At 65.7% G+C, this 15,885-nt stretch carries 10 protein-coding genes; all 10 read right to left on the bottom strand.

Annotated elements, in window-relative coordinates:
• Positions 1 to 93 precede the first annotated feature (93 nt).
• The 10 genes from V3B41_RS17965 to V3B41_RS17920 all read right to left on the bottom strand — a co-directional run bounded on the left by V3B41_RS17965 (position 94) and on the right by V3B41_RS17920 (position 15,651).
• Positions 94 to 843 (bottom strand): hypothetical protein, encoded by a 750-nt coding sequence (locus V3B41_RS17965; RefSeq protein ID WP_049432630.1) that lies wholly within the window; start codon positions 841 to 843, stop codon positions 94 to 96.
• 69 nt (positions 844 to 912) lie between these two features.
• Positions 913 to 5,835 (bottom strand): ESPR-type extended signal peptide-containing protein, encoded by a 4,923-nt coding sequence (locus V3B41_RS17960; protein ID WP_295549982.1) that lies wholly within the window; start codon positions 5,833 to 5,835, stop codon positions 913 to 915.
• A 67-nt stretch (positions 5,836 to 5,902) separates the two neighbouring features.
• Positions 5,903 to 6,601 (bottom strand): pilus assembly protein, encoded by a 699-nt coding sequence (locus V3B41_RS17955; RefSeq protein WP_295549979.1) that lies wholly within the window; start codon positions 6,599 to 6,601, stop codon positions 5,903 to 5,905.
• 17 nt (positions 6,602 to 6,618) lie between these two features.
• A complete protein-coding gene (locus V3B41_RS17950) occupies positions 6,619 to 7,752 on the bottom strand; it encodes a CfaE/CblD family pilus tip adhesin (protein ID WP_295549976.1) in 1,134 nt (377 codons plus the stop codon).
• The gene (locus V3B41_RS17945; RefSeq protein ID WP_329861751.1) at positions 7,749 to 10,469 is read right to left on the bottom strand and encodes a TcfC E-set like domain-containing protein; all 2,721 of its coding nucleotides are present in this window, start codon (positions 10,467 to 10,469) and stop codon (positions 7,749 to 7,751) included. Before V3B41_RS17945 ends, V3B41_RS17950 begins: the two co-directional genes overlap by 4 nt.
• A 50-nt stretch (positions 10,470 to 10,519) precedes the next feature.
• On the bottom strand, positions 10,520 to 11,023 hold the full coding sequence (locus tag V3B41_RS17940; RefSeq protein WP_049432619.1) for a CS1 type fimbrial major subunit: 504 nt from the start codon (positions 11,021 to 11,023) through the stop codon (positions 10,520 to 10,522).
• Positions 11,024 to 11,454: 431 nt separating this feature from the next.
• Positions 11,455 to 12,519: a hypothetical protein gene (locus tag V3B41_RS17935; protein ID WP_329861750.1), complete on the bottom strand. Its 1,065-nt coding sequence runs from the start codon at positions 12,517 to 12,519 to the stop codon at positions 11,455 to 11,457.
• 288 nt (positions 12,520 to 12,807) lie between these two features.
• Complete coding sequence (locus V3B41_RS17930; RefSeq protein WP_049404024.1) at positions 12,808 to 14,085, bottom strand: citrate synthase; 1,278 nt, start codon at positions 14,083 to 14,085, stop codon at positions 12,808 to 12,810.
• Positions 14,086 to 14,381: 296 nt separating this feature from the next.
• Positions 14,382 to 14,624: a type B 50S ribosomal protein L31 gene (locus tag V3B41_RS17925; RefSeq protein ID WP_010484049.1), complete on the bottom strand. Its 243-nt coding sequence runs from the start codon at positions 14,622 to 14,624 to the stop codon at positions 14,382 to 14,384.
• An 88-nt stretch (positions 14,625 to 14,712) separates the two neighbouring features.
• A complete protein-coding gene (locus V3B41_RS17920) occupies positions 14,713 to 15,651 on the bottom strand; it encodes a nucleoside hydrolase (protein WP_295549962.1) in 939 nt (312 codons plus the stop codon).
• Positions 15,652 to 15,885: the final 234 nt, after the last annotated feature.

Genomic DNA, 15,885 nt, shown 5'->3' with positions numbered 1-15,885 from the left:
CGCAGCGGCACCTGCCCTGGGTGGGTGCGGACCGTTGGTCCGCACTCTGCTTCAGGTTTCACAGATGCCTGGCCGAAGAGCAGCCGAGCATGGCTACAGTGGCAATCCGGTGCCACGCGACGGCTCGGGGTCACTCATCCACTCGGCCAGCCAGGGGGCGGCGGCACGCTTCGGATACTCCTCCATCATCCGCGCATGCATGGTCTGCAGGTCATTCAACAACCAGGCCTGATGGTAGATGTCGCTGAACGAATCAGACCAGCCGCTCTTCACCCGCTGGCGATCGCTGCTTTCCAGGCTCGGCACCAGATCGTGGGGCCCATCCAGAATGGTCTGCAGCGCGCGGTTGATGCCGGCGTTTTCCTCGGCCGCCTCACGCAGCGAGGCAATGCGGTCCACCACACGCGTGCAGCGATAGGGCGCACAGCCGCCCGTGGCCTCGATGTAATCGGCAATATCCGCCAGCAGGTTGGCCTTCAACCGCCACGCCACTTCGCTTTCCATCGCCTGCCGTACCCGCATGGTTCGCCGCGTGCTGGCACGGATGTCCTCCGCGGTGACGTACGGTTGCCCCGGCGTGTTGCTGCCATGACGCACCAGCACGATGCGATGGATCGCCTCCTTGCCGATGCCCTCCACCCGCAGCGCGGCCGCCTGCGGGTGTATGCGCGGCGGAGGCACATTGGTGAACCGCCAGTAGTACCAGAGCAGCATGACCACACCGGACAGGCACAGCAGGCTGGCCAGCATCCAGCCATCCAGGTGCCGGGTGTAGTAGTAGTACCGCGCACGCCACAGATAGAAGCTGCGGTAGCTCATGAATCGACGTACCCAACCGTACATTGCCATCTCCTCGGCCAGTGCCCCGGCGCGGCGGGGCTCGTTACGCGCACCACGCCGGGGCGTCATGGCTTACCAGCCGATGCCCACACCCACGCCCACGGTACGTTCGCCACTGTTGGTGAACGCGCCATTGAGGCTGAAGGTGGCTGAGCCCTTTTCGTTGAGCACGCGCTGGTAGCCCACCGCCATGGCCGATTCGCCATCGCTGTAGCCCACGCCCGCACCCAGGCGGTTGTAGGTGTTCAGGCCGGCTGTGTTCATGGCCATCGCACTCTGCGCACTGCTCATCGCCGCCATGCGGTTGAAGCGCTTGTCCATCTTGTCCAGGCGACGATCCACCTCGCGCGAGATGCCATCGCTGTACTCGTTGGCACGGGCCAGCATCCTTTCCAGATCGGCGGTGTCGACCTGCGGGGTCGGCTCCTTCGGGGTTTCCGGCGTGGCGTTGGGGGCCTTGCCGGTGTCGGCCACGGTCGGCGTTTCGGCTGGCGGCGTGGGGGCCTCGGGGGCACCGGCGGCGTTGGCGGCAACGCGTGCCTGCGGCTGGCCGTCGATGCGCTGTTCCAGCCCGTCCATGCGGCCGTTGAGCTGCTGCTGCACGTCGTGCAGCTGGCCGCCGTTGACGGCGTCGCGGCTGCCGGCAGCGACCAGGCCGTTGGCCACGTTGGAAATGACCATGCCCTGTGCACCGGCCAGGGTGAGCTGGTTCAGGCCGTCGCTGCGGGTGGTGGTGTCCTGGAAGACGGAGCGGAGCTGGGTTTCCACCTTGTCCACGCGCGAGCCCTGGCTGGTGACAGCGCCATCAAGCGACTGCAGTGCATCGTTGAGCGTGGACTGCTGCTGGCCCTGGACAGTGAAGTGTGGGCCGATGATGTTGCCGTTGCTGTCGATGTGAGCACCGCCGCCGAGGGTGGCGAGGGTGGCGTTGAGCTGGGCGACGGTGGTGGCGTCCTGGGCGTTGCGGCCGTTGGCTACGTTTACGATGCGGCGCCGCACCCCGTCCGTTCCCACCGACACCGTGTTGTCCTCATTCGCAATAGACCCGTATCCCAAGGCGACGCTACTACCTGCAGTCGCTTCAACAATGGCCAAGGCTCCTAGCGCTACACCGCCACTTGTCTCAACGCGAGAGCTGGCACCAAGAGCGAATCCCTCTTCAGCTCCAGCCGAAACGAATGAAGCCCGCCCCAACGCAACGGAATTAATACCGAGTGCCTTCGAGAAGCTACCAACCGCAGTGCCCCCCTCTCCTGTTGGCGAGGATTCCGCGGAATCGCCGATAGCCACACCCAGCCAGCCCGCCGATGCATCAATGCTCAGGTCGTCGTAGCCGACCTTCATGAAGCGGTTTCCCTGCTCAAGGCCATCCATGCGCTGGTTGGTGGCGTACAGCTGCCGGCCATTCACAACATCCTTGCTCCCTGCGGACAGCTCGCCATCCGCCACACCAGTCAGTGTCGCGCCGCCATAGTCAATTACGCTCCCCATCTCAGCCGCAGACAAGCGTGCAAGATCGTTGCCCGTTACCTGAGAGTCGCGCAGCACATCCAGATCGCTGCGATTGCGGGCGATCTCCTGCTTGGCGTCGTGCAACTGGCTACCCGTCACCGCATCGCGACTGCCCGCTGCGATTCGACCATCAGCCAGGTTGGTCAGCACCGCGCCCTGTGCGCCGGACAGCGTGAGTTGGTTCAAACCATCAGCGCGGATCCCGGTGTCCTGGAATGCCGAGCGCAGCTTGCCTTCCAGCGAGCCGACCCGTGCATCGGTCACAACCACCGCGCCATCCAGCGCGGTCAGCGCATCGCCGACGGTGTTGTGGTTGCCACCTTGGATCGCATACGTGGGCGCGATGATGTTGCCGCTGGCGTCGAGGCTGGCCCCGCCGCCAAGGGTGGCAAGCGACTCCTGCAACTGCACCACGCTCACGGCATCATTGTTCCCCGCGCCACGCGCCACATTGACGATACGCCGCTCGTAGCCAGCTCGGCCAATGGAGACGGTATTCGCTTCATCAGCATACGAGGAGTATCCGAGCGCGATGCTGTTCGTCGCATCCTCGTGGACAACAGATCTAGCGCCAAGTGCGACGCCACCACTCGCCTGGACATGCGAACTTGCACCCAGCGCAAAGCCCTCTGTGGCGCCTTCAACCACCCAAGAAGCGCGCCCCAACGCCACCGAGTTAATACCAAGCGCCTTCGAGAAGCTCCCCACAGCGGTGCCACCTTCACCAGTCGGTGACGACTCTGCGGAATCACCGATGGCGACACCCAACCACCCAGCCGACGCATCCTCGCTGAACTCGTCGTAGCCAACCTGCAGGAAGCGACTGCCCTGCTCCATCTGCTCAATCCGGGCATTGGTGGCAAACAACTGCCCACCATTCACCGCATCCGTACTGGCAGCCGAGCTGATATCCCCCGGACCAACGCCTTTCACCACAGCACCTTCAAGGTCAACCAGGGTCCGGTCAGCATTGAACTTCACCACGCCTTCCAGATCCGGTTCGAAGCCATCGAACTCGGCGCGCAGGCGGTCCAGATCCACGCGATGGCCAGCCAGACGATCAGCATGATCCACCAACTGCAGATCCTGGGCCTCGTTCCGCGCCTCTGCCGAGCCTACGCGCTCGTTGGTGGCAAACAGCTGCTGACCGGTCACCGCATCGGTGCTCGATGCGCCCAGGATGCCGTTGGCGACACTCTGGATGCGGCGGCGCGCACCATTCTTGTTGGACACGTCCAGTATGGTGCCGGTGTTCTCGGCGCCCAGGCGGACCTGGCCACTGGCCGACACCTGCCCGATCAGACCGGCCACGGTACCCACTTGGCTGATGGCGCTGTCGGCCGCCGTCTTCGCGGCAGTTGCAGTGGACTGTGCGGTGGTCACCGCCGTGTTGGTGGCATGCAGCTGCTGGCCGGTCACGGCATCGGTGCTGGACGCACTGAGCGTGGCGTTGGCCACATTGCTGATACGGCGTGCGGCGCCATTCTTGTTGGCTACATCCAGCACGGTGCCGGTGTTCTGCGCACCCAGACGCACATTGCCGGTGGCGGAGACCTGCCCGACCAGACCTGCCACCGTGGTCACCTGACCAAGGGCATTGTCGGCGGCCGCCTTGGCCGCGGTAGCGGTGCTACTCACGCTGGTCAGTGTGGTGTTTGTCGCGTGCAGCTGCTTGCCGGTAACGGCATCGCTGCTGGTTGCACTGAGCGTGCCATCGTTGACATTCACAATGCGGCGCTTGACCGTGTCGTTGCCGACCGAGATCTGATTCACACCGGTAGTTTGCGAGTTGCTTCCGAGCGCAACGCTGCCGGCGAAGCTGGACACTGCGTCGTCACCCAGTGCAACAGCGTTTGATGCAGACGCCACCGCATCCATGCCCATGGCAACGGATCGGTTGCTCAGCGCCCTCGCGCGATAGCCGATGGCCGTGGCTGCATTCGCACTCCAACTGCCTGAGCCGATCGAAGTTGCACCGACACCATTGTTGTTCTCGCCATCTGCACCTACGCCCGCCCGTGCCTTCGGCCCCAGAGCGACACTGTCACGGCTGTACGCCGCGGCGGTGCTACCCAAGGCAACACTCGCCGAATCGCCTCTGCCACCGGCCAGGGCCGAGCGCCCCAGCGCCAGCGCTTGCGCATCCACGCGTGCAGACACTGTGTCTGCCACGCCCTTCGCTGCAGTTGCTGTGGCCTGCGCCGTGGTCACTGCAGTGTTGGTGGCATGCAGCTGCTTGCCGGTGACCGCTTCGGTGCTGGCGGTGCTGAGGGTGGCGTCGGCTACCCCGGTCAGCTTGCGGTTGGCGTTGGACTTGTTGCGGATGTCCAACTGGGTGCCGGTGTTGTCACCGCCCACGCGTACGGCACTGCTGGCCGAGGTCTGGGTGACCAGTCGCGTGTTGACCAGTGCCTGGTCGGCAGCGGTCTTTGCGGCATTGGCCGTATTGGTCGCGGTGGTGACGTTCTGGTTGGTCGCGTAGAGCTGCTGGCCAGTTACCGCATCGGTACTGGTGGTGGACAAACGCGCGTCTGCCACATTGACGACCCGGCGCTTCGTGCTGCTGCTGCCCACCGATACCGAGTTGGATTCGGTTGCCTCTGAGTTGATACCCAGCGCAACCGAGCCGGTTGCGAGTGCCTTGGCATGGTGCCCCAATGCGACGCCATTGTATTCCGCGCGAGCATTGCCGCCGAGGGCAACGGCGCCGGAGTATCCGGCTGTGCCCGCGAAGGCATTGCCGCCGATCGCGACACGTGAGGTGCCAGCCTGACTTTCCACGGTACGAGCACCACTACCGAATGCCATCGAATTGAGGCCGTACGCGCGCGCATCATTTCCTACAACCGTAGTACCGATACCGTTGCCAATAGCCGTGGCGCCGATGATGGTGCTGTATCCAGCAAGTGCCTTGGCGCCGTATCCAAATACAGAAGTGAAGTCACCACGAACATTGATACCGTGCCCGAAGGACGTGGAGTAGTGGCCGCTCACGTCGATGGCAACGCCGGTGTGCAGAACGTCTTTTGAGCTATAGTTCACTTTGCTCCCTACGAAGTTTTCAATGGATCCGTAGGAAGGTGTACACCGGTAGTAGGTCCCGCCCAGGTCCCCGTCACAGGATTCGTTGAACATGGCATAGCCACCGAGGGTGGATCCATTGGCCATCGGCATCTGGCCCATTACACCTACCCTGGATTCATACCCCGCATGTGCCGCCGAGCGCATCGCCTCCTGCATGGCAAGCTGGGTGGCGGGTGCCCCCAGGTCATTGCCTACGATTTCCAGTGGCGCCTCGCCATCTTCATTTTCGCTGCCACGCTCCGATGCAACAGACAGCAGGGGTGTGCCAAGCAGCATCAGCAGCACGCTGGCCAGTGCGCGCGGGCCAGCAGCACGCTTGCCACGCGCCGCGGCCAACTCACTGGCCACGACCCAGCACTGCCGCGCAGTGCACCAGATACGACGATAGATCCTGTTCATGGTGTCTCCTTAACAACCAAGGGAAAAGAAGCCCGTCGCAGCGCGCTGCCGCGACGGGGCGAGCGCTTCAGAGCGCGAGGGCCTGCACGTGTTCGCGATAGCCATCGCGGGTCAACCGATAGCGCAGCTGCAGGCGATGGCCGGGCTTCGGGGTAAAGGGCAATTGCAGGGACGCACCGGGGTAGAGGCTGCGTGAGACGTCATGGGCGGTGCAGGCGCCGGCCGCATCGCAGTCGGCCACGCTGGTCAGGCCCACGCGCAGGGTTCCGGTATTGACCAGGCTGTTGCCCTGCACGCGCACGTCCACATGCCCGTTGGCCGGCACCACGTTCACCAGCGCCCCCCAGATCAGGCTCATGCCCACGGCAGCGCGGGTGGCCGGATCGTCCGGCTCGGCGTCATCAGGACCGCGCACACCTTCGAAGTACACGCGGTAGGCGGTCTCCTTCTCCACCGGCTGCAGCGGAATGATCCGGATCAGGCGATTGCCGCCACCGGCCAGGGCGAACTTGCCCGGGGTGATGGCAATGGCCGCGTCGGCTGGCTCGATCTCGATTTCCTGCTCGTCGCTACTGGCCGGATCGTCGATGCGGCGAACAGTGGCCTGCACGTATTGCGCCGTGGTGGATTGCGAGTACACGCGGATCTGCGCGCCCTTCCGGACCTCGACCGACGTACGCATCGGATGCACGGTGAGGTTGGCGTGGGCGGGCGCGGCTGCAAGCAGCAGCGCGCAGGTAAACAGGCAGGACAAGGCGGGATGCATAGTGGGCTCCATCGACTTCACGGGCGGGAGGTAGGCAGGCGCAGTTCGACCTTCAGATCGCCCTGGTAGGCACCAGAGCGTTTCTCGTCGATGGGTACGCGCGGGGTATCGAGGGTGAGCGGCGTGGGTACGCAGAACACCGGCTGCGACATCCCGGGCAACATCACCAGGCGCAGCCGCGCCGTATCGATGTTGCGCAGTTGTTCTTCCACGCCGTTGCGCAATGGAATGCGTGCGCCGTTGTGATCGAGGGTGACGGTGTAGTCCATGCGTTGGCTGTCACCACCGGCGCCGTCGGTGTGCCAGACCGAATAGCCGGTGGGACCGGGAGGGCGCGTGCCGCTGTCGCGCACGGTGACCCCCAGGTACTCGCTCTGCGAACCGAGGCCGTCGTACAGGCACATGTCCAGGTGTGCGCGGCCACCGACCGTTCGGGCAATGGGGTCGTAGCTGAGATTGAGGCCTACGGTGGGCGCGGCTTCCTGGAACTCGGGCAGGTAGATGGAGACCGCGTCGTAGTCGGTGATCGTGAGTTCGAAACGGTAGGTGTAGGTGGCGAGATGGCGGGTGTCGGGAGTGTTTGCACGCAGTTCGAGCGTTGCCGACCAGATACCTGCGACAAGTTTCCCTGTTTCCGGCATCTCAAGTGCAAGCTGAGCGCCGACTCCCGCGGCGATTGCGCCGGGGCAGCCAGTCACGTGGGTCGACCACGGCGCCATGATCCCCAGTTGCCAGAAGTCCCCCATGCATGCACGATTATTAAGTGCTCTCTCCAGGCCTCCGCGAACGTTGAGTTCGACTCTCATCCCGGACCGCTGCTCAACAAACTGCAGCGGTATCTCACGCAACCCAACTACGCCATCCTCGATCCCCTCCACCGGGCACCGCCCCCTCTCCGCACTGCTATCCGAAACACACGTCAGATGCAGCTCGCCGTAGCGCTTGCCCAGATCCACATGGTCGTACGCCAACAGCGTGCGCGGTGGCATCAACACGATGTCCCCCGGCATCGCAGACCGATCCCAACTCATCACGATGTCGCGATGCTCATCGGTCGGATGCGTTTCCGGCGGCCGCTGTGCCATCGCCTGCGGCACCATCACGACCAGCGCGCAGAACAGCACCAGCCACCACCACAGCCGCCGGCTCATCGCGCACCTCCCGCGGCAGCCTGCTGGCTGCTGGCTATCAGCGCCTTTTCCTGCAGCAGACGCGTCACCCGCGCCTGCTGGCGGATGTCCGCTGGCAGCTGCGCCACGTTCAGCGGTTCGCACTGCACGGCACCCACCAGCAGCACCACCTGGCGGCGCTCGCGCACCTGCAGCGGGCATTGCAGCAGGCGGTCGTCCTGCAGCAGGTACAGCACCGCTTCGCGGCGCGGGAAGTCGGCCACGAAGCCGCCATTGCTGCCGGTGCCCGGCACCGGTGCATTGAGGATGCGGGCACCGCGCAGCGGCGTGCCGGCCAGGTCGTGCGCGTTGCCGATGAAGGTGTAGGTCACTTCAATCGGCACCGGCATGCGCAGCAGCTTGCCGGGCGGCAGGAACAGCGGGCGCGCGCCGCCTACGCCGGTCACGCGGATGGAGGCGATGCTGTCCAGCGCGCTGGCATCCTGCACTTCGGCACGATGCGACTGATACGCCGACACCGGCAGCAGCCGGCGATCGCCCAGCTTCAGGCGCTGGCGGCGCAGGCCGCCCACCTGCAGTTCGGCGGCCACGCCGGTCAGTTCCAGGTCGTCGGTGCCATCCACCTGCACGGCCAGGCCTGCATCGGCGCCCAGGCCACCGCCCCAGTACAGGCCGCGCGAACCAAGCGCCACGCCGGAACTGTGGGTGGCGCTGTAGGCCAGCTCATCGCGCCCGCGCTGCTGGTAGTGCGACACGGTGGCGCCGGTGTGGCCGATGCGGTTCTGCAGCTGCCCGCTGAGCGTGGCGCTGTAGCGGTCGCTGTTGTTGCCGCGCAGTTCGGCGGACAGTTCGCGGAACTGGTCGTCGTGATCCTGGCGCAGGCTCTGCGCCACGCTGTAGGTCACATCCGGGCGCTGGTGCTGCGGCTGGCGCAGGTCCAGCCCGTAGCGGCGCTGCGTGGTGCCGCGCTCGCCCTGCTGCAGGCGGGTGAGGGTAAGGGTGAGAAACACGCCACGGTCGCGGCTGCTGCGCAGGCTCCCGTCGTTGTGCTGCTGCCACACGCCCACGCGCGTGGAGGCGCTGAAGTCGCCCCAGCGTTCACTGCGGTTGTAGCTGGCCTGCCAGGTACGGCTGAGCTGCGGCTCGCGGCTGGGACGCGGCGCCCACGGCGGCAGCAGCGGGTCCAGGCCGTACAGCGGATCGTCGATATCGCCGGGGATGCCCACGCCCTGCCGCCAGGTCTGGCGCCGGGTATAGGCCAGGTAGGCATGGCCACCGGCCACCGGCAGCGCCACCGAGGCGCTGAGCGAATCGGCGCAGCCGAGCTGGTCGCGGGCATCGTCGCGGAACTCGCAGGCCTTGCCGCGCATGCGCTGCTGGTACAGGTTCCAGGAGGCGTGGCGGCGGTAGGACAGCTGGTGCTGCTGCCCACGGCTGCCATCACTGCCCTGCATGCCGCTGAAGCTGGCGCGGATCTCCTGCGTGACAAACACCCGGCGCAGGTCCACGCGCAGTTCGCCATAGCTGAAGCCCGCCAGGTCGGCCACGCCAGCGGTGACGGTGGCGCTGCGGCCCAGCGGCACGCGTACACCGGCCATGGCGGCCATCTCGCCATCGAACTGGTCGCTGCGGCGCTCGCTGCGGCGGCCGCCCTGCATGAACCACTGCACGCTGCTGTCGGCCCAGTCGCCGCCCTTGTCGAAGGGCGCTTCTTCGCTGCGTACCAGCACACCGTCTTCGTAGATGCGCAGGGTGACGGTGTAGTTGCCGAACGGGAAGCGCCGCGTATCGATCTGGTTGATGCCGGCCTGCAGGTAATAGGTCTGCAGCAGGCGCTGACCATCGAAGGCATCGACGCGGGCGTCGCGCGCCAGCAGCACGGTCAGTGGCGTGGCCTGCACGGCCGCTTCGCTGTCCACGTAGGCCTGGGTGGTGCCGATGCGCAGGCCCTGGAAGCGGTCCAGCGGCAGCATGCTGAAACTGAAGGTGCCGCCCTGCGGGCTGGACAGGTTGCGGCGGTCCATGCGCCCGGCCTGCAGGTAGTGCTCCGGGCCGATGTCGTGCCGGTAGTAGGCGTTGTCCAGCTGGAAGTCGTGTCGCGTGCGCTGGTTGCGGTAGCGCTGGTGGCTGAAGGTCCAGTTGGCCGAGACATGGCCACGCTCGAACACACCAAGTACGCCCGCACCCTGCGCGGCCAACGCCTGGTAATCACGGCCGCCACTGAGGTTGACCGTCTGCTGGTGCAGGAAGGCGTTTTCGGCGTTGGCGCTGACCTGGTGGTGGCGCTGCGCGGCCGGCTCGCCGGGAATCCATTGGCGGGCGACGAACAGGCGCACGGCGCCCTCGCCCTCGTCATACAGTGCGCGCACGGCGGTGGGGTCCTCCGGGGGATCGAGATAGCCGCAGCCGGCGGCGGCACCGCCGTAGCGGCAGGCCAGGTGGCTGTTGCGCGGCAGCGGCTGCGACAGCGCCGGCAGCAGCGCCGCCTGTGCCTCGGCCGGCAGCTGCAGCGCCTGCAGCGCCTCCGCAGGCGCTTCCAGCTGCACGTGGTCGAGGGTGACGCGCACGGGCATCAACCCGGTCGAACGCCCGAACAGGCGCACGTCCAGCTGCTCGGTCTGGCCTTCAACCAGATCCTCGAAGCCGGCGGGAACGCCGCGTGCCGCGACCAGCGGTGCGGACAACGACAGGGCGAGCGCGAGCGCCAGCCGGGTGACGGCGGGGGCAGAAGCTTTCATGGGGGCGACCAGAAGCGGCCGGCCCGACACCCGGGCCGGCGCGGGGGGACTTACGGGCTGGTGGTCTTCTGCTTCATGGCGATGCTGACCATGCCCTGGAAGCTGTCAGCCACGTCGATGGCACCCGGGGTCTTCTGCGCGATCTGCAGCGGCATGGCGACCGAAGCGCCCGGCAGTGCGCCGTCGAACAGGTCGGCGGCCAGGTAATCGGTGGCGGCCAGGCCCAGCTCGCGACTGTTGAGGCTGACCGACAGCGGTACCGACGGCGTGCCCGGGGCATTACCGATCAGCACCGGCTCGTTGATCAGGCGCACTTCGATGTCCTTGTCGATGTCGTTGGAATAGATGCGCACCTGCTGCGACCACGGAATCAGGCCACGGCCCGGGGCGTGGTCCAGCTTGACGGCGTCCGGCAGCGGGCTGCCATCGGCCTGCAGCAGGGCCAGGGTCGGGTCGACGTCGGCCAGGACGGTGATGTGGGTTTCGGCGGCATTCGCGGACAGCGAAGCAGTGACCAGCGCTGCAGCCAGCGCGGCCTTCTTGAGCATGTGCATGGGTGTCTCTCTCGGACAGGGGGAATAGTCGAAAGCCTCCCTTCCGGCATGACCGGAAGGGAGGCGCCGCCTGCAGAGGTGGTTGCCGGCGACGGAGAGAATGTTAGAAACCCTGCGAGCCGCAGACTATTCAAGCATTCCTAAAAAGTTGAACGTTAAGAAGGATCCTAGAGGCCGTTCAATGTTTGAGGGTTATGCAATTTTCCTCATCTGCTGAATGCAAGAAACTTCATTGCAGGATGAAAAGACTTCTGGTGATGTGCTTCGGATCTGCTCAAAAAGCGTCAGGCCGCGTCGCGGCGGCCTGACGGGTTCCACTCAACGATGCACTCTCAGAAGAAGATTGCGTACAGGATCAGCAGCGGAATCGGCACGCCCAACAGCCAGAGCAGAATCATTTTCATGGCAGGTCTCCTTGCATGGAATGCGGGTTACAGGTCGCGGCGGCGGCCGCCCCAGGTGGCGCTGAGGCTGGCGAAGAACGCGCCGATCAGCAAGGTGATGAACAGCCACAGCGCGGCATGCGCTGCGGCCTTGCGGGCATCGTCGGCCGCCTGCTTGGCGGTGGTCTTTGCCTGCTGCAGCGCGGCACGCATGCGCGTCTGTACATCGGTCACACGGGCCTGCGCTTCGGCCTGGCTCATGCCGGTTTCGCGCGCGATGAGCTGCGACAGATACTGGGTATCGGCCGGGTCGAGGCCATCGCCCTGCAAGCTGTTGACGATGATGCGGTTCACTTCGGCGCGCAGATCACGACGGTCGCTGGCCGGTGCACGGCCCGGCATCGGGCGCGGCGGCGCCATGCCGGCCTCGCGCGGGCCCGCATTCGGTGCCGGCGGTGGAGCCGCGTTCGGATCCATCGGCGCGCCCGGCGGTGGCGGCGCCGCGGGATCGGCAGCACCGGCGTTGGTGGCACTGCGGAACAGGGAATCCACCCAATAGTTGAGGTCGCCTTCCGGTGCGGCTGCGGCGGCGCTACCGGCACCTGCGGCGGCAACACCAGCCGTGGATGCAGCGGCGCCTGCAGTGGCGCCGGCCACCTTCGCGCCCGTGCCGAGCACGCCGCCGATGGCCGAGGTCAGCAGGCCCGCAGTCAGCAGCGTGGCCACCGACCACGACACGAAGCCGTGCGCGGTATCGCGGAAGTAGGTTTCATCGCCATGGATCTGCGTCCACTTGGTGCGCAGGCGGCCAGCCAGGTAGCCGCCCAGGCCGGACGCGGCCAGTGCGGTGAAGGTGAGCCAGGCGATGCTGGACCAGCCGAAGGTTTCCTTGCTGACGCCTTCGAACGACCACGGCGACACCGAGGAGAGGCCAAGGCCGACACCGAGGATGAGCAGGATGAGGGAGAGTGCGGCGGCGGCGACGGCACCGGCGAAAATCGCGCTCCAGGACACGGCGCTTTCGCTGGCGGGTGGCACGATGGGAGCGGTGACGACAGTGGCGACGTCGGGGCCGAGCGCGCCGCGCTCGGGTGGATCGAATCGGGTACTCATTGCGTGGATGCTCCGTCTCGGACGCTGCGGGTGCAGCTGGCGCCCTGAGGCTGCGCGAGCGGTCGTGAAGCTGGCGAGACCCTTGAATCACGCGGTCTTTGCGCGGTGAAGCGTGTGCCAACCAAGGTTGGCACCTACCGAAGGCGGATGCGGTGGTAGATCCACGCCATGCGTGGATGATTTTCTGCGAACACCACAGAACGTGCCAACCAAGGTTGGCACCTACCACAAGCGCAAAAAAAACGCCCCGCGGATGCGGGGCGTTCTCGGCACAACCTACGCAGGCGATCAGCCCTGGTAGTCGCGCACGTCGCTGCCGGTGTAGACCTGGCGCGGACGGCCGATCTTCATTTCCGGGTCGACCTGCTGTTCCAGCCAATGCGACACCCAGCCGGAGGTACGGCCCAGCGCGAACATGACGGTGAACATCTCGGTCGGGATCTGCAGCGCCTTGTAGATGATGCCGCTGTAGAAATCGACGTTCGGGTACAGCTTGCGGGCGACGAAGTACTCGTCCTGCAGCGCGGCCTGTTCCAGCTTCACGGCCACATCCAGCAGCGGATCCTGCACGCCCAGCTGCTTGAGCACCTTGCTGGTCATCTCGCCGATGACCTTGGCGCGCGGGTCGAAGTTCTTGTAGACGCGGTGGCCGAAGCCCATCAGGCGGAAGCCGGAGGTCTTGTCCTTGGCCTTGACCACGGCGGACTCGACGTTGTCGGCAGTGCCGATCTCTTCCAGCATCTTCAGCACGGCTTCGTTGGCACCGCCGTGGGCCGGACCCCACAGCGCGGTGACGCCCGCGGCGACCGACGCGTACGGGTTGGCACCGGTCGAGCCGACCAGGCGCACGGTCGAGGTCGAGGCGTTCTGCTCGTGGTCGGCGTGCAGGATGAACAGCAGGTCCAGCGCCTTCACCACGTCCGGGTTCAGATCGTACTGACCGTCAGCCGACTCGAAGGTCTGCTTCAGGAAGCGGCTGACGTAATCCAGCGAGGTGTCCGGCTTGTTGGCCGGCAGGCCCTTGCCGTGGCGGTAGATCAGCGCCGACAGGGTCGGCACCTTGGCGATCAGGCGCACGGCGGCCTGGCGGCGCTGTTCGGCGTCGGACAGGTCCAGCGAGTCGTGGTAGATGGCCGACAGCTGGGCGATCGCAGCGGCCAGGATCGCCATCGGATGGGCGTCCTTGGCGAAGCTGCCGATCAGGGTGTTGATCGAATCGTCGACGTTGGCTTCGGCAGCCAGCTCATCGGTGAAGGCCTTCAGCTGCTCGGCGCTCGGGCGCTCGCCGTTGATCAGCAGGTAGGCCACTTCGACGTAGCTCGACTTTTCCGACAGCTGTTCGATCGGGTAGCCGCGGTACAGCAGCACGCCCTTGTCGCCGTCGATGTAGGTGATGGCGGACTTGCAGCTGGCCGTCGCGGTGAAGCCGGAATCGTAGGTGAAATACCCCGTTTCCTTGGTCAGCTTCGCGATGTCGACGCAGTCGTTGCCAAGGGTGGGTTTGATGACGGGCAGAACGACCGACTTATCGCCGGCGTTGAGCGTGACCTGATCAAGATCGGACACTGTGTGCGCTCCTTCATGGGAAGGCGCCTGCCCAAGCGCATTGGTCAGGCACGTGAATGACGTCCTCGGCCTGTGCCGGGGATCAGGTCATTATCGCACAGCAGCATTTGCCCGGCGCTAGACAGAAGTCGTATACGACAGGCGGCCAGACGCCGGCCGCTGAGCGGCCGGGATCGGCAAAAGCGTTGTCACACGAACGCAGTGTTCCGTCCATCCAAACGCCCGTTGGGTTGGCGTTTGGGAAAAACAAACGGCCGCGCAGAGCGCGGCCGTCGGTTCGAAGCTGGATCGACAGATCAGCGCGCGTAGCGCTTCTGGAACTTGTCGATACGGCCCGAGGTGTCGATGACCTTGTGCTTGCCCGTGTAGAACGGGTGCGAAGCCGAGGAAATTTCAACCTTCACCAGCGGGTAGTCGTTGCCGTCTTCCCACTTGATGGTTTCCTTCGTCGCCATGGTCGAGCGGGTCAGGATCTTGAAATCGGAGGTGACGTCATGGAAGACGACGTCGCGGTAGTTCGGATGGATATCGGCCTTCATGGGCTCACACCGTAAATGGGCTGGTGGTCAAGAGCGGCATTATAAGCACCGGTTGCCGCCCGGGGCAACCGGTGCCGGGCAATTGACTTCAGTCCGCGCCCAGGGCCTGGCGCACCAAGGCCTCGAAACGCTGCTGGTCGTAGGCCATCAGCAGATCGCAGTTGTCCGGCTGGCCGGTCTGGCGGTTCCAGTCGACGATGGTGGCACCGCGGCTGAACGTGCCGTTCAGTTCCACGTTCAGCGGACGCGATTCCACCTGCAGCTGCCCTTCCGGGTTCAGCGCCCAGGCCATGGCCACCGCATCGGCGGTGTACCAGCGGCCGCCCTTGGCGTCTTCCGACAGCGCGCGGGTCTTGCGCGAGATCAGCTCGTAGAAGCGGGCGCGATCGGAATCGGCCTGCAGCCACTGCTCGGCATCTTCCAGCGGCAGGCCGTGGGCGACGGTGGCTTCCCAATCCGACACCAGCAGGTGCTTGAACGAGGTGAACACCACGTGCGCCGCTTCCGGGTCGAAGGCGATGTTGAATTCGGCCGCCGGGGTGATGTTGCCGTGGCAGGTGACCGCGCCGCCCATCACCACGATGCGCTTGATGCGCTGTGGCAGGGTCGGGTCCAGCTTCAGCGCCAGTGCCAGGTTGGTCAGCGGGCCGAGCATCACCAGCATCAGTTCGCCGGCGTGCTCGTGCGACAGGCGCAGGATGGCCAGCGCGGCGTGCTCGGCTTCGGCCTGGCGGCTGGGCGGCGGCAGGTCCACGTCGCCGTAGCCATCACGGCCATGCACGTGGGCAGCGTCGACGGAGGGATGCAGCAGCGGATCCGGGCTGCCGGCAAACACCGGCACGTCGGTGCGGCCGACGATGTCGCAGAGCTTGAGGGCGTTGCGGACGGTGTATTCGAGGCCGACATTGCCGGCGGCGATGGTCAGGGCGACCACCTCGTGCCGTTCATCGGCGAAGGCCATCAGCAGGGCCAGGGCGTCGTCCACACCGGGGTCGGTGTCGATCAACAGCGGGATCTTGTGGGTCATCGTTGCCGTCTTCAGATCGGCAACGAAGTGTGGACCGGGATGATGACCGTTGCAAGTATGTGGGTTCGGGTTCGGCAGGGCGGCGCCCTGCACCCGCAGAGGCAACAGCAGAGGCAACATCAGCAGCAACGGCAAAAGCTGATTTCCAGGGGTTGGCGGGGTGGGTCCGGCTGCGGGGGACGCTGCAAGTACGTCCATGTAAGCTCGGTCGCCGCATCCATGCGGCTCACGCCC

It is taken from the genome of Stenotrophomonas sp. SMYL89, from assembly GCF_036319985.1.
Classification (GTDB): domain Bacteria; phylum Pseudomonadota; class Gammaproteobacteria; order Xanthomonadales; family Xanthomonadaceae; genus Stenotrophomonas; species Stenotrophomonas maltophilia_Q.
This window is presented reverse-complemented; position numbering and strand designations above follow the sequence as displayed.